This is a genomic window from Pseudomonas sp. P4_B3, from assembly GCF_056402295.1.
The window spans coordinates 1-22,831 of the sequence record NZ_JBFUHR010000013.1 but is presented as its reverse complement, the minus strand read 5'-3'; the positions used below and the strand labels follow the sequence as shown (position 1 = coordinate 22,831).

Here is a 22,831-nt window from a genome sequence, read left to right as displayed (position 1 = left end):
CAGGAGATGAAATGACTGAGGAGCGCGTCGAGCATCTGCTCGCCGAGGTACAGGACGAGTTCGGCGTGATTCGTGTGCTGGAAGTGGCCGATTACCGTTTTCTCGAGTTCGGTGATGCCATCGAGCAAAGCTGCGTGTTCACCGCCGATCCGAGCTGGCTCGAGTACGACTATACCCGGGCGATGCTGATCGGCGCGCTGTGCCACGAGCAACCGGAAAGTGCGCTGTTTCTCGGTCTCGGCGCCGGTACGCTGACTCAGGCCTGCCTCAAGTTCCTGCCGCTGGAAGATGTCGAAGCCATCGAACTGCGCCCGGATGTACCGCGCCTGGCCATCGAGTACCTGGGGCTGGATGACGATCCGCGCCTGTACATCCGCGTTGGCGATGCGCTGGAGCTGCTGGACACCGCCGAATCGGCCGATCTGATTTTCGTCGACCTTTACACCGATGTCGGTCCGGGTGTCGGGCATCTGGCCTGGAGCTTTCTGGAAAACTGCCAGAAGCGATTGAACCCGGGGGGCTGGCTGGTCATCAATCAATGGGCTACCGACGATGGCAAACCCTTGGGCGCCGCGTTGTTGCGTGGTTTGTACCACCGACATTACTGGGAGCTGCCGGTGAAGGAGGGCAACGTGATTCTGATCGTGCCGTCGGAGCTGGATCAGGAACTGGACATGGACGGCCTGATCGCCCGCGCCGAAGCGCTGGCGCCACGGTTGGGGTATTCGCTGGATTCATTGATCAAGTGCATTCGTCCGGCTACCTGAGGAGCACAGATCCCCCTGTAGGAGCCTTCGGCAGCTCCTACACAGATTTTCAGCGTCCTTTGAAAATACCGGGCCGCTTCTCCAGCATCGACCGCACACCTTCCTTGACGTCCTCGCTAGCCATCAACTTCTTGACCAGAAGCGGCAACGCCTGTGCAGCAGCGGTTTCCCCTTCATACCGGGCCTGTCGAGCAGACATCAGCGTCGCCTGCACCCCTAGCGGTGCCTGCCGGGCGATCCGCTCGGCCAGTTCAATCGCCCGGGGCAGCAAGTCCTCGCTGGCCATGACCTCCTGCACCAGGCCCAGGTGCAAGGCATCACGGGCGTCGAATTCATCACCGGTCAACAACCAGCGCATGGCATTGCCCCAACCGGAGACTTGATGCAGACGCAGGGTGGCGCCGCCGAACGGGAAGAGCCCGCGTTGCACTTCCATCTGCGCGAATCGGGTGTTGCTGGCGCACAGGTTGATGTCGGCGGCCAGCATCAACTCGATGCCGATGGTCAGGCAGTAGCCCTGGGCGGCGACGATTACCGGTTTGCTGACCCTGGGGCCTGCGAACACCCCCCACGGATCACAGCCGCCAGGGGGGACCTGCCAGCCGTCTGCGAGCGTGGTGCTGGCATTGACCAGGTCGAGCCCGGCGGTAAAGTGCTCGCCATGAGCAAACACCACCGCCACACGCGCCTCGCTGTCGGCTTCGAACTCGCCATAGGCCTGGCTCAACGCGTTGAGCAAATCGAGATCGAAGGCGTTGCGCTTTGCCACCCGATCCAGACCGATCATGAACACATGACCATGCCGTTCGCGGCTGACTCGACTGGAGCAGGGCTGATTCATGGAGCGATCCTCGGGGTGGGAAGGGCGTGCCAGACCGGCGGACTGCACGGCAAAGGGTGAACCGTTTTAGCGCCATCACCCGCAAGGCCGGGCCTTTGAAAAATAGACGGCTGATCGATTATTCGCAAAGCCTGTGACACAACGGCGTATCCGGTGGATTTCCGATAAAAAAAGCTCCCTTTTTTGGCAAATTCCGGTATAGTGCGCGCCGGCCTTTAGCCGGGCCGCGTTTAGGTAGAGCAATTCCCCGAAGTCAGCTTCGGCTGCACGTCCGTACTGCGGACTCTCCCTTGACGATTCTTTTCATTCATTCGTTTTCGCAAATCCCCGCCGACAAAGCTGCCAGGGCGACTCTTGAGTCTCAACACGGCACGCGCAGCTTTGGAGCATGGGTCTTTGCGGATGCACTTAGAGGCAGACCCATGACCCAGGAAACCGGCGGCTTCGCCGCTTTTAATCTTAATCCGAATATTCTTGCAGCCGTCACCGCGACTGGCTACGAAGAGCCTTCGGCTATTCAGCAGCAATCGATCCCGATCATCATGGCCGGTCACGACATGATTGGTCAGGCGCAAACCGGTACGGGTAAAACCGCTGCGTTCGCCCTGCCGATCCTGCATCGCATCGATCCTGCAAAGCGCGAACCGCAAGCCCTGATCCTGGCCCCAACTCGTGAGTTGGCGCTACAAGTTGCAACCGCTTTCGAAACCTATGCCAAGCAAATGCCGGGCGTAACTGTTGTGGCTGTCTACGGCGGCGCGCCGATGGGCCCACAGCTGAAAGCAATCCGTAATGGCGCACAGATCGTTGTCGCCACTCCGGGCCGTCTGTGCGACCACCTGCGTCGCGACGAAAAAGTACTGGCGACCGTGAACCACCTGGTTCTCGACGAAGCCGACGAAATGCTCAAGCTGGGCTTCATGGACGACCTGGAAGTTATCTTCAAGGCCCTGCCTGTCACCCGTCAGACCGTATTGTTCTCGGCCACCCTGCCGCAGTCGATCCGAGCCATTGCTGAACGCCACCTGCGCGATCCGCAACACGTGAAGATCCAGACCAAGACCCAGACCGTTACCGCGATCGAGCAGGCTCACCTGTTGGTTCACGCTGACCAGAAGACTTCGGCCGTTCTCAGCTTGCTGGAAGTGGAAGATTTCGACGCCCTGATCATGTTCGTGCGCACCAAGCAAGCGACCCTGGATCTGGCCAGTGCCCTGGAAGCCAAAGGCTACAAAGCCGCTGCGCTGAACGGTGACATCGCCCAGAACCAGCGTGAGCGGGTGATCGACTCCCTCAAGGATGGCCGTCTGGACATCGTTGTGGCGACCGACGTTGCCGCTCGTGGCCTGGACGTTCCGCGCATCACTCACGTATTCAACGTTGACATGCCGTACGATCCAGAGTCCTACGTTCACCGTATCGGCCGTACCGGCCGTGCCGGTCGAGAAGGTCGTGCACTGCTGCTGGTGACTCCGCGTGAGCGCCGCATGCTGCAAGTGATCGAGCGCGTAACCGGTCAAAAGGTTGCTGAAGTTCGCCTGCCAGACGCTCAAGCTGTTCTGGATGCGCGCATCAAGAAGCTGACCAACAGCCTGTCGCCGCTGGTGGCCGATGCCGAATCGACTCACGGTGATCTGCTGGATCGCCTGACTGCCGACATCGGTTGCAGCCCGCGTGCCCTGGCCGCAGCCCTGCTGCGCAAGGCAACCAACGCTCAAGCGCTGACCCTGGCTGCAATCGAGAAAGAACGTCCACTGGTGCCTAACAATGCACCGCGTGGCGATCGTCCAGAGCGTTCCGGTGATCGTCCTGAGCGTGGTGACCGCGAGCGTCGTGCTCCGATGCCACTGGGCGAAGGCCGTGCACGTTGCCGTACCGCGCTGGGTGCGCGTGACGGTATCGCTGCCAAAAACCTGCTGGGCGCCATCCTCAACGAAGGTGGTCTGGCGCGTGAAGCCATCGGTCGCATCCAGGTGCGTGACAGCTTCAGCCTCGTCGAGCTGCCGGAAGATGGTCTTGAGAAGTTGCTGACCAAGCTGAAGGACACTCGCGTTGCCGGTAAGCAATTGAAGCTGCGTCGCTACCGCGAAGATTGATCCGCTTTCGGGCTGATTGATCGAACATAAAAAATCCCCGACTGGCTCGGGGATTTTTTATGCCTTATTGGCTAGCCGAAGCGATAGATGTCCATGCCCAATGCCCCCATGGTGAAGCCTTGGTGGGCAATGCTGAACTGCCCACCGGCGGCACGGGCAAAGTACAGCGGTAACAAGTGTTCGTCGCTGGGATGGTTGCGCACGGCATTCGGTGCCTGCGCGCGATAGTCGTGCAGCGCGGCTTCGTCGTTCGCGGCGAGTTTTTCGATCATCCAGTCACGAAACGCCTGAGCCCAAGGCTCAACGCTTTCGGGACCGGCATGCCAGTCCAGTTCCCGCAGGTTGTGGGTGATACTGCCTGAGCCGATCAGCAGGACTCCGTGCTCGCGCAGGCTGGCCAGCGCGTGGCCAACGCGGGTCTGCAGGGTGGGGCCGCCACGGGTGGGCAGCGAAACCTGGACAATCGGGATGTCTGCCTGCGGATACATCAGTGATAAAGGCACCCAGACGCCATGGTCGAAAGGCCGATTGCTGTCGATACGTGCTGGAAAGCCAGCGGTTTTCAATAACCCGGCAACCTCTGCGGCGAGTCGTGGGTCGCCTGGGGCTGGGTACTGCACTTCGAACAGGGCTTTGGGAAAGCCACCGAAGTCATGCCAGGTTTGCGGTTGTGGATTGCCGCTGACCAGCAGCTCATTGCTTTCCCAGTGTGCGGAAACAATCACGATGGCTTTTGGCTTCGGTATCTCGGCGGCCAGGCGGGCGAGTGCCGGCCCGCTGGCGCCGGGTTCCAGGGCGAGCATGGGGGAGCCGTGGGATATGTACAGGCTGGGGAACATGAATGAGCTCCTGAGAGTTAAGATGCAACATCTTCAGTCAGATCATTAATCTAAATCTAATATAAGTTTTAGGGTGTTTTGATCGAATTTTCGGGGTTATTTATGCAGCCGGAGTTTTGGCACAAGAAGTGGGCGGCGAACCAGATCGGCTTTCACCTGCCGCAGGTGAACCCTCATCTGAAGCGGTTCTGGCCAGCGTTAAGCCTTGAAGAAGGCGCGCGCGTGTTGGTGCCGTTATGTGGAAAAAGCCTGGATTTGCTATGGCTCGCCCATCAAGGCCATGAGGTCTTGGGGGTCGAGCTGTCGGAAAAAGCCGTCGAGGAGTTTTTCAGCGAGCATGGCTTTGATCCGGCCGTCAGCGAGCAGGGGCCTTTCAAGGTCTATCGGGCAGGTTCCATTGAACTGTGGTGCGGCGATTTCTTCGAGCTGACGGCAGGCGATGTTGCCGATTGCTCCGCGCTTTACGATCGCGCGGCGTTGATCGCGCTGCCGGCGGAAATGCGAGAGCGCTATGCCGCCCATTTGAAGCGGATACTGCCGAAGGAGTCCCATGGCCTGGTGATTACCTTGGACTATGACCAGGCGCAAATGCCCGGCCCGCCATTTGCTGTACTCGATGATGAGGTGCGGCGGTTGTTCGGGGACTCGTGGACGCTGAAGATTTTGGAAGATCAGGATGTGTTGAGTGACGGCGGGAAATTCCTGGAGGCGGGTGTTACGCGGCTGGAGGAGCGGGTGTATCGCCTGACGAGTCATTAATAGCAAAAGATCGTCCGAACGCGGCCCGAGCCTTCGGACGATCTTTTGATCTTGAAAAAAAACGGGGCGATCAGATCGCCCCGTTTGATTACCGCAAAACTATCAGCCCCGACGACGAGCCAGCGCATCGATACGTTCTTCCAGTGGCGGGTGGCTCATGAACATGCGAGCGAACCCTTGCTTGATGCCACCGTTGATGCCAAAGGCGTTCAGGGTGTCGGGCATGTGCACCGGCAGCCCCTGTTCCGCCCGCAGGCGTTGCAGGGCACCAATCATCGCGGCGGTGCCGGCCAGGTTTGCACCGGCTTCGTCGGCACGGAATTCGCGCTTGCGCGAGAACCACATGACGATGGCGCTGGCCAGAATGCCCAGAACCAGTTCGGCGAAGATGGTCGCCACGTAGTAGGCAATGCCCTGGCCTTCTTCGTTCTTGAAGATCACCTTGTCGACGAAATTGCCGATGATCCGTGCGAAGAACATCACGAAGGTGTTCACCACGCCCTGGATCAACGCCAGGGTAACCATGTCGCCATTGGCCACGTGACCGATTTCGTGGGCCAGGACGGCTTTCACTTCATCCGGCGAGAAACGCTCGAGCAAACCCTGGCTGACTGCGACCAATGCGTCGTTCTTGTTCCAGCCGGTGGCGAAGGCGTTCGCCTCGTAGGCCGGGAAGATACCGACTTCGGGCATCTTGATTCCGGCTTCGCGGGACAGTTGCTCGACGGTTTGCAGCAGCCATTGCTCGTGACGGGTGCGTGGCTGGGTGATGATCTGGGTGCTGGTGCTCATCTTCGCCATCCACTTGGAGATGAACAGCGAGAACAGGGAACCTGCGAAACCAAAGACCGCACAGAAAATCAGCAGCTGATTGAGGTTGAGGTCAACCCCATTGGCCGCCATGAACCCGTTGAAGCCGAAAAGGCTCAGGGTGATGCTGGCAATCAGCACGACCGCCAGGTTAGTGGCCAAGAACAGCAGGATGCGCATCATGGTTGTAGAAATCTCCTCAAGCTAAAGATGTAGCGTACTGCGGGGTATATAAGGTGCTGCACCGGGGGATTCAACCGGGTGACTATTTCAAACTGTGTCCTACGGCAACAGTCTAGCTGCTTGCAGGGCATTTCCGACAAGTGTGCGGGAAGTGTTTGTCAGTCAATTCGTGTCGAAGGCCCCGCCTTTGTTAGGCGCGAGCAGCCAAGGCGCTGTCCGGCAGCGACAAAGCGACTGCCAGTGGCGCATTGCAAACAAATGTTGCCGGATCAATCACCGTGCGACCTGTGGGAACGTCGCACGGTGACAGTTCGCTTACTGGCGGTAGGACTTGAGGAAGCCGCCGATGCGTCCGATGGCCATCTCCAGGTCATCGACACGGGGCAGGGTCACGACGCGGAAGTGGTCCGGCCATGGCCAGTTGAATGCGGTGCCTTGAACCACCAGCAGCTTTTCGGAGAGCAGCAGGTCGAGGACAAATTTTTCGTCGTTATGGATCGGGCAGACCTTGGGGTCGATCCGCGGGAATGCATACAGCGCACCCATCGGCTTGACGCAGCTCACGCCCGGAATGTCGTTGAGCAACTCCCAGGTGCGGTTGCGTTGTTCCAGCAGGCGACCCTGCGGCAGCACCAGGTCATTGATACTCTGATAGCCACCCAGGGCGGTCTGGATCGCGTGCTGGCTCGGCACGTTGGCGCACAGGCGCATGTTCGCCAGCATGTCGATGCCTTCGATGTAGCTCTGGGCGTGGTGTTTCGGGCCGGAAATGGCGATCCAGCCGGAACGGAAACCGGCGACGCGATAGGACTTGGACAGACCGTTGAACGTCAGGCAGAGCAGGTCGGGCGCCAGGGAGGCGGTGCAGATGTGCACGGCATCGTCGTAGAGGATCTTGTCGTAGATCTCGTCGGAAAACACCACCAGGTTGTGCTGACGGGCCAGTTCCAGCATGCCCAGCAGCACTTCCTTGGAATACACCGCGCCGGTCGGGTTGTTCGGGTTGATGATCACCAGGGCCTTGGTGTTCGGGGTGATCTTGGCCTTGATGTCGGCCAGGTCCGGCCACCAGTTGGCTTGCTCGTCGCACAGGTAATGCACCGGATTGCCGCCGGACAGGCTCACGGCTGCGGTCCACAATGGATAGTCCGGCGCTGGCACCAGCACTTCGTCGCCGTTGTTGAGCAGGGCCTGCATCGACATCACGATCAGTTCGGAAACGCCGTTGCCCAGATAGATGTCTTCAATGCCGACGCCTTCCACCTGCTTTTGCTGGTAGTACTGCATCACGGCCTTGCGCGCACTGAACAGGCCCTTGGAGTCGCTGTAGCCCTGGGCGGTCGGCAGGTTGCGGATCACGTCCTGGAGGATTTCATCCGGTGCTTCGAAACCAAAGGGCGCCGGGTTGCCGATGTTCAGCTTGAGGATGCGATGGCCTTCCTCTTCCAGGCGCTTGGCGTGCTTGAGCACCGGGCCGCGAATGTCGTAGCAGACGTTGGCGAGCTTGTTCGATTTGCTGACCTGCATGGCGATGTGTTCCCGAAAATGAACGATCCAGACGGCGTTTGGACAACCGTGCTGGGAATCCTGCGTATTCACACAGGCCTGACGCCTTGAGATGCAGCACCCATATTTCCGTTTGAATGCGCGTGGTCTGGCTGCCAGACTGGCGTTTGACGAGGCGCAATCATACGTGCCGCCCGATCCGTGGAAAAGGTACAGATCGGGCTTTTTCAGCCGCTGAGGTGTGATGATGGAAAAGTTGGAAAAAACCCTGGAAGAATGGAAGGCGATGCTCGATCCAGAGCAGTACAACGTGTGCCGCCTCAAGGGCACCGAACGTCCGTTTTCCGGCAAATACAACGCCACCAAGACCGACGGTGTCTACCACTGCATCTGCTGTAACGAGCCGCTGTTCGACTCCAGGACCAAGTTCGATTCCGGCTGCGGCTGGCCGAGTTTCCATTCGCCGATCGGCGACAGCGCCATGACCGAAATCCGTGATGCCAGCCACGGCATGATCCGCACCGAAGTGGTCTGCGCCAAGTGCGACGCGCACCTGGGGCATGTATTCCCTGATGGTCCGCCGCCGACCGGTCTGCGCTATTGCATCAACTCGGTGTGCCTGGACCTGGTGCCCCGCTCGTAATGCGAGCCCTGTAGGAGCTGCCGAAGGCTGCGATCTTTTGACCTTAAAAAGGCCGGATCAAAAGATCGCAGCCTTCGGCAGCTCCTACGGTTGATCGGCGTTTTGATTAATTAAATTGCACGCAATTCAATTGCTCGCTATTTTGTTATCTCTTCCATCCACTCGGACCCTCAAACATGAGCGACAACCTGCTGAGCATCCCTTGCACCACCATCAAGGGTGAGCAAAAGACCCTGGCGGATTTCGCCGGCAAAGCCGTGCTGGTGGTCAACACGGCCAGCAAGTGCGGTTTCACTCCGCAGTACAAAGGCCTGGAAGAGCTGTGGCAGACCTACAAGGACCAGGGCCTGGTGGTGCTCGGTTTTCCCTGCAACCAGTTCGGCAAGCAAGAGCCGGGCAACGAAGGGTCGATCTCCGAATTCTGCGAGCTGAACTTCGGTGTCAGCTTCCCGCTGTTCAAAAAGATCGACGTAAACGGTGCCGACGCCCATCCGCTGTTCGTGCAATTGAAAAAGCGTGCACCGGGTGTGCTGGGTTCCCAGGGCATCAAGTGGAACTTCACCAAGTTCCTGATCGGCAAGGACGGGCAATTGGTCAAGCGCTTCGCTCCGGCGACCAAGCCGCAGGACCTGACCCGCGAGATCGAAGCCCTGCTCAAATGAATACCTTGTCAGTCGACTCCCTGAAGCTCGATAGCCAACTGTGTTTCAAGCTGTACGCGGCTTCCCGGGCGGTGATTCGCGCCTACAAGCCAATGCTCGATCAGTTGGGCCTGACTTACCCTCAGTACCTGGCGATGCTGGTGCTGTGGGAGTGGCAGGAAGCGGCCCCGGAGCAGCCGACCGTGAAGGCGTTGGGCGAGCGTTTGGCCTTGGATTCCGGCACGCTGACACCGTTGCTCAAGCGCCTCGAACAACTGCAACTGGTGCAGCGTCAGCGTTCGGCGCGCGATGAGCGTGAAGTGCATCTGAGCCTGTCGTCAGCCGGCACGGCCCTGCGCGATCAGGTAGGGCCACTCAAGGCCCGCCTGTTGTGCGACAGCGGGGTCGATCTGAACCGTCTCAACGATTTGCGCGATGGCCTCGATCACTTGTTGGGACAGATCAAGGCGCTGTCGTAGCGGGGATCCACAAGTCCAGCAGGGAGGCCAGTTCTTCCCGCCGGAAGGGTTTGGCCAGGTAGTCACTCATGCCCGCGGCACGACAGCGTTCGCGCTCTTCCGACATGGCGTTGGCCGTCAGGGCGACGATGGGCAGTTGGGGCCAGCGGCCGCTGCGGCGGATTTGCCGGCTGGCCTCATAGCCGTCCATCACCGGCATGTTGCAGTCCATCAGCACCAGATCGAACTCCCGTTGTTCGAGTTGATCCAGGGCTTCGGCACCATGGGCCGCGGTGGTCACCTCGCAGCCGAGTTTGCCGAGCATGCCCTTGGCCACCAGTTGGTTGACCGGATTATCTTCCACCAGCAGCACGCGCCCGCGGCGCTGCGGGCTTTGCGCGTCGAGTGGGACATTGTTGATCGGGTGGGTTTGCGGTTGCAGGATTCGCCGCAACAACTGATGCAGCGAATTGCGTGCCAGGGGGCGGGCCTGCTGTTGCAAGGGGGTGAGGGTGTTGACCTCTTCGCTGGGCATGAAATTGCCATAAGCGGTAATCAGCAGGATCGGCGCGTTGAGAGTGGGGCGCAAAATGAACAGGCACTCGGGGCAGTCGGTGATGAGCACGTCGGCCGCCAGGCCAAGCAGTGGGTCATCCATGGAGCGCCGTTCGTAGTCCAGTCCCCAGCCAGGTAACAGGCCGTTCAGCAGTTCGCCCAGCCCGCTGCTGGCGGCCGTGATGGCGATGACTTTGCCCTTGAGCGAAACAGCCGGCATTGCACGGGTATGGCTGGGCAATGGCAAGTCCGCGCAGAACTGGCTGCCAAAACCCGGCTCGGAGTCGATCGTCAGGCGCCCTTGCATGGCTTCGCAAAGGTTGTAGGTCAGCGCCAGGCCCAGCCCGGTGCCGCCAAATTGGCGGGTAATACCGGCGCCGGCCTGAGTGAAAGGCTGGAAAATTTTCACTTGGGCATCCAGAGGGATTCCGATGCCGGTGTCACACACTTCGATTCTGACGCCGTCCCCGAACGTCGACAGGCGCACGTCGACACGCCCGAAACGGGTGAACTTGAGGGCGTTGGACAGAAGATTACTGACGATCTGCCGCACCCGGGTCGGATCGCCGAGCACGAGTGTCGGGAAATGCGGATCGATCAGGCAGGTCAGTTCGACGCTGGGGGCGGCGTTCTGCGATAACAGGTTGGCAGTGTCTTCGATCAGCGAGCCGAGGTCGAAGGGGATGTGTTCGAGTTCGAGTTGACCGGCATCGAACTTCGACAAGTCGAGAATATCGTTGAGCAATTCCACCAGCACTTTGCCCGAGTCATGGGCGATGGACAGCTGTTGCTGTTGTTCGGCAGTCAGCGGCCCGTCGAGGGACAGCGCGATCATCCCGAGCAAGCCATTGAGGGGCGTGCGGATTTCATGGCTCATGTTGGCCAGGAACACCGAGCGGGCGTCGGCCATGTCCAGTGCTGTGCTGCGAGCGACTTCCAGTTCCTGGTTGGATTGGCTCAGCCGGACATTGATCGCGTTGAGTTCGGCAGTGCGGGCCGAGACGATATTTTCCAGTTGGCCGAGATACTCGGTCAGGCGGTTTTCCGCGTTGCGCCGCTGCTGGATTTCGGTGGCGATGTTTTTGAATTGCTGATTGGCAACCTTGACCAGCACGCCGATCTCATCGTCGGCGTGCCCGGCGGGACACTCCAGTGAGCTCGGCTCGGTGCTGCTCGGGTCGCGGCCGCTGAGTTCACGGATGACCCGCACCAGGGGTTTGGTCAGCATCACATAGAACAGCGCCAACAGGATGCCGGACAGTAGCAGGCTGCGGGCGAAGCCATTGAGCAGGGTCACTTCGGCCCGGCGCAGGAACCGGTTGCCGAAGGCGTAAGTGTCGACGTTCAGCCGCAGCGTACCCAGGGATTCGCTGGGTAAATGATCCAGGTAAAGCCGGTCTTCGAACTGTCGGTTGGCGCCGAACAGGTAGTCACTGAGCATCCGGTATCCGTTTTCCACCCCGGGTCGCTTGACGCTGGCCAGCACAGTGCCGTTGTTGTCGGTCAGTTTCACGCCAGTGATCGCTGGCGAGCGCAGCAGGCCCAGGGTCAGTTCCTTGGCGAGTTCGGCGTCGATGTTGTAGGCAATTCGCGAGGCCGGGTTGTGGCTGATTTCCAGCAATGAAAGGATTTCACGATTGATGGAGGCGTCTTCACTGGCATAATCGATGCCTATTTGCAGCAGGCTGAGCAGCGTGCCCAGAATGAAACCGACCAGCACGGTAAGCCGGGCTTGCTTGAATGACAGCCGGTTGGTGAATTTGATGTCCATGGAGGGGTGAACCACTTCCGTTTCCTTTCGCTGCTCAAGCATAGTCGATCATGCCTGCCTGTTGATGTTCTCGCGAGGCCTGTACTGCGGGGGCCGCCGCTTGTGTGACGCTGTGTTTCGTCGCTGTATCACCATCATCACTGTGAACGTGCCCGAGGAGAAGTCGTGGATTCCCGATTGAATGCTTTTCTTGAACGCGCCGATGCCGTTCTGGCCCGTATCGAGCCGTTGCTGCCGGCCCCCCGGCCAGCCATCGACTGGACGCAATGCCTGGCCGCGCGCTGGCAGCGTGAGTCGCGCGGCGGTTATCTGATGCCGCTGGAGGTCAGCCTCGACATGCATTTGTCGGACCTGATCGGCGTCGACCGGCAAGTCGAGCAGCTTGGGCGCAATACCCGGCAGTTCCTCGATGGCATGCCGGCCAACCACGCCTTGCTCTGGGGCTCGCGCGGCACCGGCAAGTCGTCACTGGTGCGCGCCTTGTTGGCCGAGCACGCTCAAGCCGGTTTGCGCTTGATCGAGATTGAACGTGATCACCTGGCAGACCTGCCGCGAGTGGTCGAACAGATCGGCAAACTGCCCCAGCGTTTCGTGCTGTTTTGCGATGACCTTTCCTTCGAGTCGGGCGAGGGTGATTACCGAGTGCTCAAAAGCGTCCTCGATGGCTCGCTGGAACAGGCGCCGGATAACGTTTTGCTGTACGCCACGTCCAACCGTCGCCACCTGGTGCCGGAAAAGGAAAGTGACAACGAAAACTGGAAACGGGTCGACGGCGAACTGCATCCCAGCGAGGCGGTGGAAGACAAGATCGCGCTGTCGGACCGCTTCGGTTTGTGGCTGTCGTTCTATCCGTTTACCCAGGAACACTTCCTCAACGTCGTCGAGCACTGGATCGGTCAGTTGGCCGGCAAGGCCGGACTGGCGTGGCAGCGCAGCGAAGAGCTGGACATTCTGGCGGTACGCTGGGCCACCGGCCGGGGCAATCGTAATGGACGTTGCGCTTATCAATTTGCCCGTTATTGGGTCGGGCTGAAACTGTTGGAGCACAAGGCATGATCGATTTACAAAAGAGCGGCCAGGGCCTCGAAGGCTACGGCATGCTGCACGCGCAGCTGGAGTCCTTGCTGGCGGACGAGCGGGACTTCATCGCCAATGCCGCACAGTTCTCGGCGTTTCTGTTCAATCAGCTCGATGACCTGAACTGGGCCGGTTTCTACCTCAACCGCCATGAAGAACTGGTGCTGGGCCCGTTTCAGGGGCAGATCGCTTGCGTGCGGATTCCGTTCGGTCGCGGCGTATGCGGGACAGCGGCTGCCACCTTGCAGACTCAACGAGTCGAAGATGTGCACGCGTTCCCCGGTCACATTGCCTGCGACAGCGCCTCGAACAGCGAACTGGTGGTGCCGCTGGTCAAGGACGGCCGATTGATCGGCGTGCTCGATCTCGACAGTCCGAAACTGGCGCGTTTCACTGCACAGGACCAGGCAGGAATCGAACAGCTGGCGGCGATTTTCCTGCGGCTGACCGACTGCTGATCAAGACCCCGGGCCTGCCTTGAGCAGCAGGCCTGACGCCGGTTTTCTCCATGACGGTCAACGCACTGCCGAGGGTCCAGGCATCGTCAAGGCTCTGTCACTTTGCCTTCGTCGTAGTGCTCGATCTGACGTAGTAACGCGTCCTCCAGCTCAAGCATGGCGCACTCCATGGATTTGCAGCATGCAGCCACTTTTTCGCGATCGAAATCCTCATGGCAGGCTGCTTCGAGTGCCTCGCAGCGGTCGATCAAGCGGGATGCCTGCACTATCCGGGCTGCGCCTTTGATTTTGTGGGCAATGTCCTGCAGCGCCTGCGTATCCCCTGAGCTGGATAGTGCCAACAGTGTTTGCAGATCCTGGCGGTTGCTATTCACTAACTCGTTGAGCAATCGCCGGTTCAACATCGGGTTGCCTCCGGTCATCAGTTTCAACCCGTGCAGGTTGAACGCCGGGGTTGTCTGGGTGGGCCCAATGCCTTCCACCCATTGACTCAAGGCACCGAGGCTGAGGGGTTTGAACAGGCAGTCGTCCATTCCCGCCTGTTTGCAGCGCTGTACTTCTTCCGGTTGCGCGTTGGCGGTAAAGCCGAGAACGGTGCAGGGAGGACGATGGTTTTGTCGTTCATGCTGGCGAATGGCGCGGGCCAGCTCGTAACCGTTCATGACCGGCATGTTGCAATCGGCGATCACCAGATCAAACGGCCGGTCTTTCCATGCATCCAGTCCCTCCTGGCCATCGGCCGCGACGGTAAATCGATGCCCAAGAAACTCCAGTTGCTGGCACGTGAGCAAGCGATTGGCCGGGTGATCGTCGACTACCAGCACACTCAACGGGGTTGTGGCGACGATGATTTGCGTTTCGGCCACCTGGGCTGACTGTTGTAGCGGCAACGTTTCCAGCAGTAGCAACACCTCCACTTGAGTGCCGACGCCCGGTTCGCTACGCAATTGCAGATTGCCGCCCATCATCTCGCAGAGGTTGCGGCTGATCACCAGCCCCAGCCCTGCGCCCCCCCTGGCCGATTGCATGGCGTTGTCGGCCTGTGCGAAGGGTTCGAACAGGTGCTGTTGATCCTGTTCGCTGATCCCGATACCACTGTCGTGAACCTGCACCCGCATTTGCACGTGCTCAGGTTGCGTTGCCGGCTGCAGATCGACAATGACCCGGACCTGGCCTTGCTCGGTAAACTTGATGGCATTGCTGATCAGGTTGGACAGCACTTGTTTGAAGCGCAAAGGATCCAGCAACACATCGAAGGTCGGGTTGGCCGATGAAAACTCCAGTACCAGCCCGAGCTTCTTCTGTCGGGCCAGGCCATCGAAAATCCGCACGACCGAGGCTACGAGTTCACCCGGACTAACGCGCTCCGGGCTCAGGCTCAAGCGTCCTGATTCGATTCTGGCAATGTCCAGAATGTCGCCAATCAGCTCCAGCAACCCTTTCGCCGAGTTGTATGCGACATCGATGGTCGCGCGCTCCGGGTGCAGATGATCAAGACGCTTGAGTGTCAGTTCAAGCATGCCAATGATTGCATTCATCGGCGTGCGGATCTCATGGCTCATCGTGGCCAGAAACGTGCTTTTGGCCCGGTTGGCGTTATCGGCACGTTCTTTCGCGCAACGCAGATCATCGAGCAGTTGCCGCCGTTCGCTGATATCGATCCAGCCACCGATAATGCCTTGCACTTTTGCGCTGGAATCCCGATAGGGAAGAATCCAGTGATAGATCGTCAGCCGCCGGCCGCCAATGTGCAGTTCGCGATCGACGATCAAAGGTCTGCCCTCGGCCACCACGCGTTGGTAGTCAGCCTGGTACTCCCGGGCTTCGAATACATTGCTCATCGATCCCTGCATGACACTTTTGCCGATGACATCTTCACGCCTGGCGCTGAACGCTTGCAGGTAACTGTCGTTGCAACTTTGCAGTAGTCCCTGGCGATCACGTACGTAGATCGGATGGGGCGTGCCATTGACCAGCGATCGCATGAACTCGAACTGATCGTTCAACGCACGCTCGGCGGCCTTGCGTTGCTTGATCTGGCGTCGCATGTAGTCGTTCCACGCAATGGAAATCAGCAACAGCACGCCGGCACCAATGACGATCTGATAGAACAGTCGTTGATAGTTGCGCCAGGTGTTTTGCGAAGACGCCGAATAGCCGCGCCAACGGCTGTTGATGATGCCCAGTTCTTCCGGCGAGATGCTTAGTAACGCCTTGTCGAGAATCGCGTTCAGCTCTTTGGCGCCCCGAGCGGTGGCAAGGGAAAACGCTGCCTGCTCGGTGCCGATGGTGGTGCTGATTTGCAGTGTGTGCTCGAACAGTCGCGACGAAATGAAGTAATTGGCAATGATCAGTGAGTTCACCGCGCCCTCGACCTGGCCTCCGGCGAGTAACTCTACGGCGCTGAAGGTGTCCGGGGCTTCAATCAACTTGATCCGGGGAAATTCTCTGCGCAGGTAATCCATGAGTGGATTGCCACGGGCAATGGCCAGGCGCTTGTCCTGCAACTGCACGAGGTTGGTCGGGCTGTCGGCGGCTTTGCGGGTCAGCAGGACGTAGGAATTTTCCAGAAAGGGTCGGGTAAAGTTCAGTTGGGTTTGACGTTGCGCGCTGGGAAGCAACGCGGCGATCACATCGGCCTTGTTGTCCTTGATCTGTTTGATCATCTCGTCATCGCTCCGACTGTGCTGGATGTCAAAGCGCAAGCCGGTGCGCAGCCTGATCAGCTCAAGCAAATCTGCGGTGACCCCGCGAAAGTTGCCGTTGCTATCGAAAAACGTCAGTGGCGCAAAGGCTTCGTTGACGACGACGCGCACTATCGGGTGGCGTGCCAGCCAGCGTTCTTCCCGTTCAGTAAGTTGCAACTTTTGATCGGTCAGCAGAATGTCGCTACCGGCGCTCCAGCGTTTGGCGATGTTTTCTCGTTCACTGGAGGGGATGGCCGTGATCGTCGCGTTGATGATGCCAAGCAGCTCGGGGTTGCTCCTGTTCACGGCGAAGCTGAAACCATAGGCTTCATGTTTGCCGAAGTTGGCCATCCGGATGTTGTTCAAGTATCCCTTGTTGATCATGTAGTGAGTTGAAATGGTGTCACCGAGAAACACGTCCGCCTGATCGAAAGCAACGGCGTTGATTGCATTCTGGTAGGAGGGATAGGACGTGATTATCGCCTTCGGGTACAACGCCCTGACTTCCGTCAGCGGCAAGTAGTGATACACCATGCTCAGGCGCAATCCGGCCAGGCCCTCGGTGAGGGATCGGGTTTCCCCTTCGCGGGTCACCAAGACGGGTTGGTCGACGGCATAGGGTATCGACAGTGCAATGTCGGCATTGCCAGCTTCGAATCCATTGGCGGTGCCTAGCAGATCGACTTCGCCGCTTTCCAGTGCAGCGATCGCGGCCCCTCGGGAATCGAAACGCTGAACCGTGACGGGCAAACCGGTTATTTTTCCCAGAAGACCAGCGTAATCGGCGGTAAACCCTTCATAGTCCTGCCCACTGGTGGTCAGGTCGAAAGGGGGGTAGTCCGGGGCTGACGTCCCGAGCGTCAGTTCATGTTTTTGCTTTATCCATTGCCGTTGGGATTCATCCAGTCGAACCTCCATTGCTCCGGCCTTCGAACGGCTGAGCAGTGTGTAGTGTTCACTGTTCGGTGCCCCAAACAACGAGGTGCTCACGCATAGACCTGCAGTCACCTGTATCAGATAAACCTTCAAACGGCTGGGCATCGAGGGTCTCACACTAGCGCGTTTCGTTTAGCCATCTCGATTAGTTCAACCAGGGATTTGGCTTTGAGCTTCTGCATGAGGCGCTTTTTGTAGGTGCTCACGGTCTTGTTGCTCAGAAACATCCCCTTGGCGATTTCCTTGTTTGTGCGACCTTGGGCAAAAAGTTGCAAGACCATCAGTTCCCGGTCGTTTACGGATTTGAACAGTTCCAGTTCGATGCAGCGTGTTTCATCTCCTCGGATGGGGTTCAAGGCCTCGCTCGGAAAATAGTTGTAACCTGCAAATACCGCTTTTATGGCGCTGACCAGTTCACTGATGTCCTCTTGTTTGCAGACATAGCCCGAGGCACCGGATTGCATGCAACGAATGCCGAAAAGTGTCGGGCATTGTGCTGTCAGTACCAGTGTTTTAAGAGGTGTATTCATGGCGTTGAATCGAGATAGCACTTCCAGGCCATCCAGTTTTGGAATGCTGATGTCGAGAATGACCAGATCCGGCATGCATTCGCGAACCATCTGCATGGCGTCGACCCCATTGTCAGTTTCGCCGACGACTTTGTAACCTTCATGCTCCAGCAGCATTCGAACGGCAAGGCGGATAACCGGGTGATCGTCGACAATAAAAACGGAGTTCATAATCAAGTCCCATGCGAGCTCAAATAAAGCGCGCACCTTAGCTCAGATACTTGAAGGGGCGCATGAACTGACCGAGCTGTAGCAGCAATATAGGAGAAATCCTACAGATCAAAAGGAATGGGACTACGTGTTAACTAGGTTTCTTATTAGGAAGGCTAAGAAAGTCCAGCGCTTTGGTGCACTTTTGAAGGAAGTTGTTTGTAAGTTTTACGTTGTATGTTTTCCGGCTTTTATATGTTTCTTTTTTCTATAGTAGTGCTGAGGTCAACAAGTCTCTAAATTCAGATTGTTTCAGTGGTTTTATCAAATATCCCAATAATGGCAGCCCGTAATCAGTGGCCGTTTTTACAAGCTCATCCAATTCAGACGTTGTCAGGCTACTCAGAATGATCGCCTGTCTGATCAGCCCTCGCTGGCTGGCGAACCGGACCAGATCGAGTCCCGTCAGATCGGGCAGGCATTGATCGCATAAAAGAATGTCGAACGGTTGGTCGGCCCCGAGCATTTTCTGCATGGCGCTTTTGGCGCTATCGGAGGTAGTCAGTCGGGTGAAGCCATAACTTTCCAGCAAGTACTGAGTGGCTATTAGTTGGAAGGGATGGTCTTCCACCACGAGGATGCGTAGATCGTCTTCGGCCATGGGGCGCACTTCATCTGTCGAACAGAAGGGAGGGCGATTGTTTCGCGAGAGTGCCGGACAAGCGATCAGTTTGCTCGACAGGTGCTGTAGGGCGATTCGACGAAACTTGAGTGCTGTTGGAGTTTGAAGGGGAGATCAGCCATTACGAATGCTGTAATGGCTGATCAATCGATACACCTCAGTGGCTGGCGCGTCCGGTCATTTCCAAGGCCATGTCACTGGCATAGCTGTCGGTCATGCCGGCGATGAAATCAATCATGCGCAAAAACGAAGTGTGCAATGGGCCGTGAGGGTCGGGTGCATTGTTGCCCAGCAGATCAAGGATACGACGGCTCTTGAACGACGGCGTACGTCCGTTGTGCTGCTCCAGCGCTGCGCCGCAAAAGGCGTTGAGCAGGATTTCCAGTGTGGTGTAGGCACCGATCTCGTGCAGAGTCTTGCGCTTGTCCTGGAAGATTTTCTTGCGGGCCATGTCTTTGGCATTCAGCACGCAACGCTTGGCGGGACCATGCATGTGTTCCACCAGGTCGCCGGAAAGCGTACCGGCCAACAGCGCATCCTGTTGCTCGACAAACGCCCGGGCCGCGGCATTGGTCAAGTGTTCGATGGCTTTACCGCGCAGTATCGCCAGTTTGCGTCGGCGCGAATCGCCGGGACCAAGCTGGCGGTAGGTCTCAGGCAAGTCATCGCCCACCAGGCCCAGCAACAGGGACTCGACTTCGGCGTATTCCAGCAACTCCATTTCCAGGCCGTCTTCCAGGTCGATCAGTGCATAGCAGATGTCGTCGGCAGCCTCCATCAGGTACACCAGAGGATGTCGCGCCCAACGTTGCTCCTCCAGTTGTGGCAGGCCGAGTTTATGGGCGATCTGCTCGAGTAGCGGCAGCTCGCTCTGATAACAGCCGAACTTGTGTTTCTTGTAGCCCAGCGAGTCGGCGTGCCTGGCCGTCCATGGATACTTCAGGTAGGTGCCCAGCGTTGCATAGGTCAGTCGGGTGCCGCCGTCGAACTGGTGATACTCCAGTTGAGTGAGTACCCGAAAGCCCTGGGCATTGCCTTCGAAATTCAGGAAGTCATTGCGCTCGGCTTCACTCATTGCATCCAGCCAGCCACGGCCGGCGGCTTGCTGGAACCAGTGCCGGATCGCGTCTTCACCGGAATGGCCGAAAGGCGGGTTGCCGATATCGTGTGCCAGGCAAGCCGATTGCACCACCATCCCCAGGTCGCTGGGTTCGCACCAGTCGGGCAGGGCATTGCGGATGGTTTCGCCGACCCGCATGCCCAGTGAGCGACCCACGCAACTGACTTCCAGCGAGTGGGTCAGGCGCGTATGAATGTGATCATTGCTGGACACCGGATGGACCTGGGTCTTGCGCCCGAGGCGGCGGAAAGCCCCCGAGAAAATGATGCGGTCGTGGTCTTTGTGAAAAGGGCTGCGACCGAGCTCTTCAGGGCTGTGCAGAGGTTTTCCGAGGCGTTCGCGGGTAAGCAGAGTGTGCCAATCCAAGGCGGGGTCTCTCCGTCAGGTGACTAATAGCCTAGCTTCCCGTTTCGCGCCATGACCTGCAAGCGGAACTACAGTCCGGCGGCGTCGATATCGATGAGTAACCGACGCCGAAATCATCGATGGCTATCCGCGCGCCGGCTTGCCGGTAAGGCACCACCACATGTGCCAGACTCATCAGTCTTTGCGCGAAGAGCCTTGCATGATCAGTGTGATCAGCGGCCCTAGTGTTGTGCCGAGGCGGATCAGCCGGGTCAGGCTGCTGAGGCCGCCACCGTTTTTTGCACCCTTGCCGGTCAGATAGCCCAGCAAGGTGACGGCAGCCACGCCCCAGAGTGGAGCGTGCTTGACGCCGAAGCCGTCCTTCAGGTTTTGCGTTATCCCGCGCACCCGCTGCAAAGGTTGTAGCAGTTGCGCGGATTCGTGGCGGATTTCCTGACGATGCATTTCCATGCGCAAGCGGATCAGGGCTTTGCGCATTTCCGTGCGTGAGCTGTTGTGTGGCAGTTCAGGCAGGTTCATGGCATCAGGCGCTCCCGATCGTTGGCCAGCTCTTCCAGTGTGCCGTGGAAGGGCGAGGACTCATCGAAAATCGCTGCTCTCAAACGCATTCCACAGAATATGGCGGCGAGGGTGTAGAACACACAGAGCCCGATGATGGCGGTCAGGCGATAGGTGTCCCAGAACACAATAAGCACCAGCGTCGACAACCCCACCAACAGCAGCAATGCAAACACCAGCGCCAGGCCGGCAAACAGCAGCAGGCTGACGGTGCGGGTCTTTTGTTCCTGCAATTCGATACCGAACAGTTCGACATGGCTGTGCAGTAATCCAAGGAAGGCAGCGCCCAGGCGCCGCGATGAGGAGCTGGTTCCCGCTACAGACGGGCCGGATTCACCGATCGACATATCAGCGCCGGCTGGCCAGCAGGCCGATCAGGAAACCCACACCGGCCGCGATCCCGACGGATTGCCAAGGGTTGGCCTGGACATAGTCTTCCGTGGCGGTGACTGCTGCCTTGCCGTGTTCGCGCAGGGAGTCTTCGGTCAGCTTCAGGGTTTCACGGGCACGCAAGAGACTGTCGTGAATCTGCTCGCGCAATTCATCGGCCTGATCGCCGGCCAGGGTCGCGGTGTGCTCCAGCAACCGTTCGGTGTCACTGACCAGTGTCTGAAAGTCGTTCATCAGGATTTCTTGAGCAGTCTTTGCCTTGGTGCGGGCCATGGGGGATCTCCATAAGTGGCTTTCTGATGCGTTCGAGTATGAGCCTTCGGCGAAGGTTCAGTACAAATGACTGGTACAACTTTTGCTACGTCGTGGTGCGCCGGTCCGCACCATTGCGCTATGGCCGGGCATGATTTCAGTAAAACCGTAGGACCAACAATCAAAAACTCGCGTAAACGTCCGGGGCGCGTTTTTCCTGGAGGGCGTCCGTGCGCCAAAGTGGTTCAACGAGATCAGTGCGCTGATGCTCCGAAGCCGCAACTTGGTGCGTGGACAGTCATCGCGAACTGCTTTGGTGCTTTTTTCTGCCATAAGGTCTGCCCATCCCATGGAAAACCTGCAAAGCGCTGTGGACACCCTGGTCCATAGCTCCAACACGCTGTTCATTCTGATCGGTGCGGTCATGGTTCTGGCCATGCACGCCGGTTTTGCCTTTCTCGAAGTCGGAACCGTGCGACAGAAAAACCAGGTCAATGCGTTGTCGAAAATCCTCAGTGACTTCGCTGTTTCGACACTGGCCTACTTCTTTATAGGCTATTGGATTTCCTATGGCGTGACATTCATGCAGCCAGCGGCCGTGCTCAATGCCGACCATGGCTATGGACTGGTGAAGTTTTTCTTCCTGCTGACCTTTGCCGCGGCGATCCCGGCGATCATTTCCGGCGGGATCGCCGAGCGCGCCCGGTTTGTTCCCCAGTTGTGTGCAACCGCGTTGATCGTCGCGTTCATCTATCCGTTCTTCGAAGGCATTGTCTGGAACGGCAACCTGGGTTTGCAAGCCTGGTTGCTGGAGCGCTTTGGCGCCGGTTTCCATGACTTCGCAGGATCGGTGGTGGTGCATGCCATGGGCGGTTGGCTGGCACTGGCGGCGGTGCTGTTGCTCGGGCCGCGTAATGGCCGCTATCGCGACGGTCGGCTGGTCGCGTTCGCGCCATCGAGCATCCCGTTTCTGGCACTGGGCTCGTGGATCCTGATTGTTGGCTGGTTCGGCTTCAACGTCATGAGCGCGCAAACCCTGCAAGGTGTCAGCGGACTGGTGGCGGTGAACTCGTTGATGGCCATGGTTGGCGGTACGGTGGCGGCGCTGATTGTCGGGCGCAATGACCCCGGCTTTTTGCACAACGGCCCGTTGGCGGGGCTCGTGGCAATCTGTGCCGGTTCCGACCTGATGCATCCTGTGGGCGCGCTGGTCACCGGTGCCGTCGCGGGGGCGCTGTTTGTCTGGTGCTTTACCGCGGCCCAAGGCAAATGGCACATCGACGATGTGTTGGGTGTGTGGCCGTTGCATGGCTTGTGCGGTGTGTGGGGCGGCATCGCCTGCGGCATTTTCGGCCAGACCGCTTTGGGCGGGTTGGGCGGGGTCAGCCTGATCAGCCAGTTGATTGGTACTGCGCTGGGCGTCACTGTGGCACTGGCCGGCGGGTTTGCCGTGTATGGCGTGATCAAGGCGTTGCATGGATTGCGCCTGAGTCAGGAAGAGGAGTATTACGGCGCGGACCTGTCGATCCACAAGATCGGTGCCGTGAGCCAGGACTGATTCAGGTTTTTTCATCGTCCGTGGCATTAGGGGGCGTTCTCAATTAGTTTCCCTACCGCGCCGGGTCTGCTGTTGTGCAGGGCAAGGCGCGAGAAGCGCAGTTTGGTCATTCCAAATCAGCTTCGAGCAACACAGCCCTGCACCAACACAGCCCTGCAC

General features: G+C 58.7%; 21 protein-coding genes and 1 pseudogene. 9 read left to right on the top strand and 13 right to left on the bottom strand.

Translation table 11 applies throughout. The features are described 5' to 3' along the window. Window positions 1–11: 11 nt before the first annotated feature. Window positions 12–767 carry a spermidine synthase gene (locus tag AC1DWG_RS16510; RefSeq protein WP_108229894.1) on the top strand — a complete coding sequence of 252 codons (756 nt, stop codon included), beginning with the start codon at window positions 12–14 and terminating at the stop codon, window positions 765–767. A 49-nt stretch (window positions 768–816) separates the two neighbouring features. On the opposite strand, the gene AC1DWG_RS16505 is transcribed toward AC1DWG_RS16510, so the two are convergent. Then, window positions 817–1,608, bottom strand: coding sequence for a crotonase/enoyl-CoA hydratase family protein (locus AC1DWG_RS16505; protein WP_477764704.1), 792 nt, complete (start codon window positions 1,606–1,608; stop codon window positions 817–819). Window positions 1,609–2,030: 422 nt separating this feature from the next. On the opposite strand from AC1DWG_RS16505, the gene AC1DWG_RS16500 reads away from it, so the two are divergent. Next, complete coding sequence (locus AC1DWG_RS16500) at window positions 2,031–3,704, top strand: DEAD/DEAH box helicase (protein ID WP_150756007.1); 1,674 nt, start codon at window positions 2,031–2,033, stop codon at window positions 3,702–3,704. 71 nt (window positions 3,705–3,775) lie between these two features. Here the strand turns inward: AC1DWG_RS16500 and AC1DWG_RS16495 are convergent, their stop codons facing one another. Then, entirely contained in the window at window positions 3,776–4,543 is a 768-nt protein-coding gene (locus tag AC1DWG_RS16495) for a DODA-type extradiol aromatic ring-opening family dioxygenase (RefSeq protein ID WP_477788035.1), read from the bottom strand. Between the two features lie 102 nt (window positions 4,544–4,645). Between AC1DWG_RS16495 and AC1DWG_RS16490 the strand changes: the two genes are divergently transcribed. After that, the gene (locus AC1DWG_RS16490) at window positions 4,646–5,302 is read left to right on the top strand and encodes a thiopurine S-methyltransferase (RefSeq protein ID WP_477788034.1); all 657 of its coding nucleotides are present in this window, start codon (window positions 4,646–4,648) and stop codon (window positions 5,300–5,302) included. A gap of 102 nt (window positions 5,303–5,404) precedes the next feature. Here AC1DWG_RS16490 and htpX read toward each other — a convergent pair whose 3' ends face one another. Together htpX and AC1DWG_RS16480 are read right to left on the bottom strand one after the other, a co-directional pair. Further along, window positions 5,405–6,295, bottom strand: a complete 891-nt coding sequence (htpX, locus tag AC1DWG_RS16485; RefSeq protein ID WP_007973520.1) for a protease HtpX — start codon at window positions 6,293–6,295, stop codon at window positions 5,405–5,407. Between the two features lie 315 nt (window positions 6,296–6,610). After that, the gene (locus tag AC1DWG_RS16480) at window positions 6,611–7,822 is read right to left on the bottom strand and encodes a pyridoxal phosphate-dependent aminotransferase (RefSeq protein ID WP_007973513.1); all 1,212 of its coding nucleotides are present in this window, start codon (window positions 7,820–7,822) and stop codon (window positions 6,611–6,613) included. Between the two features lie 226 nt (window positions 7,823–8,048). Here AC1DWG_RS16480 and msrB point away from each other — a divergent pair, with 226 nt between their 5' ends. The 3 genes from msrB (at window position 8,049) to AC1DWG_RS16465 (ending at window position 9,564) form a co-directional block, all read left to right on the top strand. Next, window positions 8,049–8,444, top strand: coding sequence for a peptide-methionine (R)-S-oxide reductase MsrB (msrB, locus tag AC1DWG_RS16475; protein WP_477764701.1), 396 nt, complete (start codon window positions 8,049–8,051; stop codon window positions 8,442–8,444). 176 nt (window positions 8,445–8,620) lie between these two features. Further along, window positions 8,621–9,106, top strand: a complete 486-nt coding sequence (locus AC1DWG_RS16470; RefSeq protein WP_477788033.1) for a glutathione peroxidase — start codon at window positions 8,621–8,623, stop codon at window positions 9,104–9,106. Then, a complete protein-coding gene (locus tag AC1DWG_RS16465; RefSeq protein WP_477788032.1) occupies window positions 9,103–9,564 on the top strand; it encodes a MarR family winged helix-turn-helix transcriptional regulator in 462 nt (153 codons plus the stop codon). Before AC1DWG_RS16470 ends, AC1DWG_RS16465 begins: the two co-directional genes overlap by 4 nt. Here AC1DWG_RS16465 and AC1DWG_RS16460 read toward each other — a convergent pair. Beyond that, window positions 9,548–11,869 (bottom strand): hybrid sensor histidine kinase/response regulator, encoded by a 2,322-nt coding sequence (locus tag AC1DWG_RS16460; protein ID WP_477788065.1) that lies wholly within the window; start codon window positions 11,867–11,869, stop codon window positions 9,548–9,550. The genes AC1DWG_RS16465 and AC1DWG_RS16460 overlap by 17 nt on opposite strands. A gap of 165 nt (window positions 11,870–12,034) precedes the next feature. Here AC1DWG_RS16460 and AC1DWG_RS16455 point away from each other — a divergent pair, with 165 nt between their 5' ends. Both AC1DWG_RS16455 and AC1DWG_RS16450 read left to right on the top strand, forming a co-directional pair. Then, window positions 12,035–12,925 (top strand): ATP-binding protein, encoded by an 891-nt coding sequence (locus tag AC1DWG_RS16455; RefSeq protein WP_477764700.1) that lies wholly within the window; start codon window positions 12,035–12,037, stop codon window positions 12,923–12,925. After that, window positions 12,922–13,404, top strand: a complete 483-nt coding sequence (locus AC1DWG_RS16450) for a GAF domain-containing protein (RefSeq protein ID WP_414914987.1) — start codon at window positions 12,922–12,924, stop codon at window positions 13,402–13,404. The genes AC1DWG_RS16455 and AC1DWG_RS16450 overlap by 4 nt, the downstream gene beginning before the upstream one ends. Window positions 13,405–13,490: 86 nt before the next feature. Here the strand turns inward: AC1DWG_RS16450 and AC1DWG_RS16445 are convergent, their stop codons facing one another. From AC1DWG_RS16445 to AC1DWG_RS16410, 8 genes and pseudogenes are all read right to left on the bottom strand, one after another. Further along, a complete protein-coding gene (locus tag AC1DWG_RS16445) occupies window positions 13,491–17,132 on the bottom strand; it encodes a transporter substrate-binding domain-containing protein (RefSeq protein WP_477764698.1) in 3,642 nt (1,213 codons plus the stop codon). Between the two features lie 8 nt (window positions 17,133–17,140). Further along, complete coding sequence (locus AC1DWG_RS16440; RefSeq protein ID WP_477754030.1) at window positions 17,141–17,767, bottom strand: response regulator; 627 nt, start codon at window positions 17,765–17,767, stop codon at window positions 17,141–17,143. A gap of 247 nt (window positions 17,768–18,014) precedes the next feature. After that, window positions 18,015–18,407, bottom strand: a complete 393-nt coding sequence (locus tag AC1DWG_RS16435; RefSeq protein WP_477760125.1) for a response regulator — start codon at window positions 18,405–18,407, stop codon at window positions 18,015–18,017. Between the two features lie 178 nt (window positions 18,408–18,585). Continuing rightward, the gene (locus tag AC1DWG_RS16430; RefSeq protein ID WP_477760124.1) at window positions 18,586–19,914 is read right to left on the bottom strand and encodes a deoxyguanosinetriphosphate triphosphohydrolase; all 1,329 of its coding nucleotides are present in this window, start codon (window positions 19,912–19,914) and stop codon (window positions 18,586–18,588) included. Between the two features lie 85 nt (window positions 19,915–19,999). Then, window positions 20,000–20,101, bottom strand: a pseudogene (locus AC1DWG_RS16425) (hypothetical protein); the annotation flags it as partial. Beyond that, entirely contained in the window at window positions 20,089–20,433 is a 345-nt protein-coding gene (locus tag AC1DWG_RS16420) for a hypothetical protein (protein ID WP_477756113.1), read from the bottom strand. The pseudogene AC1DWG_RS16425 and the gene AC1DWG_RS16420, both read right to left, overlap by 13 nt. Further along, entirely contained in the window at window positions 20,430–20,819 is a 390-nt protein-coding gene (locus AC1DWG_RS16415) for a phage holin family protein (RefSeq protein WP_477756112.1), read from the bottom strand. The genes AC1DWG_RS16420 and AC1DWG_RS16415 overlap by 4 nt, the downstream gene beginning before the upstream one ends. 1 nt (window position 20,820) lies before the next feature. After that, a complete protein-coding gene (locus AC1DWG_RS16410; RefSeq protein WP_477756111.1) occupies window positions 20,821–21,135 on the bottom strand; it encodes an ElaB/YgaM/YqjD family protein in 315 nt (104 codons plus the stop codon). 328 nt (window positions 21,136–21,463) lie between these two features. On the opposite strand from AC1DWG_RS16410, the gene AC1DWG_RS16405 reads away from it, so the two are divergent. Then, a complete protein-coding gene (locus AC1DWG_RS16405; RefSeq protein ID WP_477756110.1) occupies window positions 21,464–22,672 on the top strand; it encodes an ammonium transporter in 1,209 nt (402 codons plus the stop codon). The last annotated feature ends 159 nt before the right edge of the window (window positions 22,673–22,831 follow it).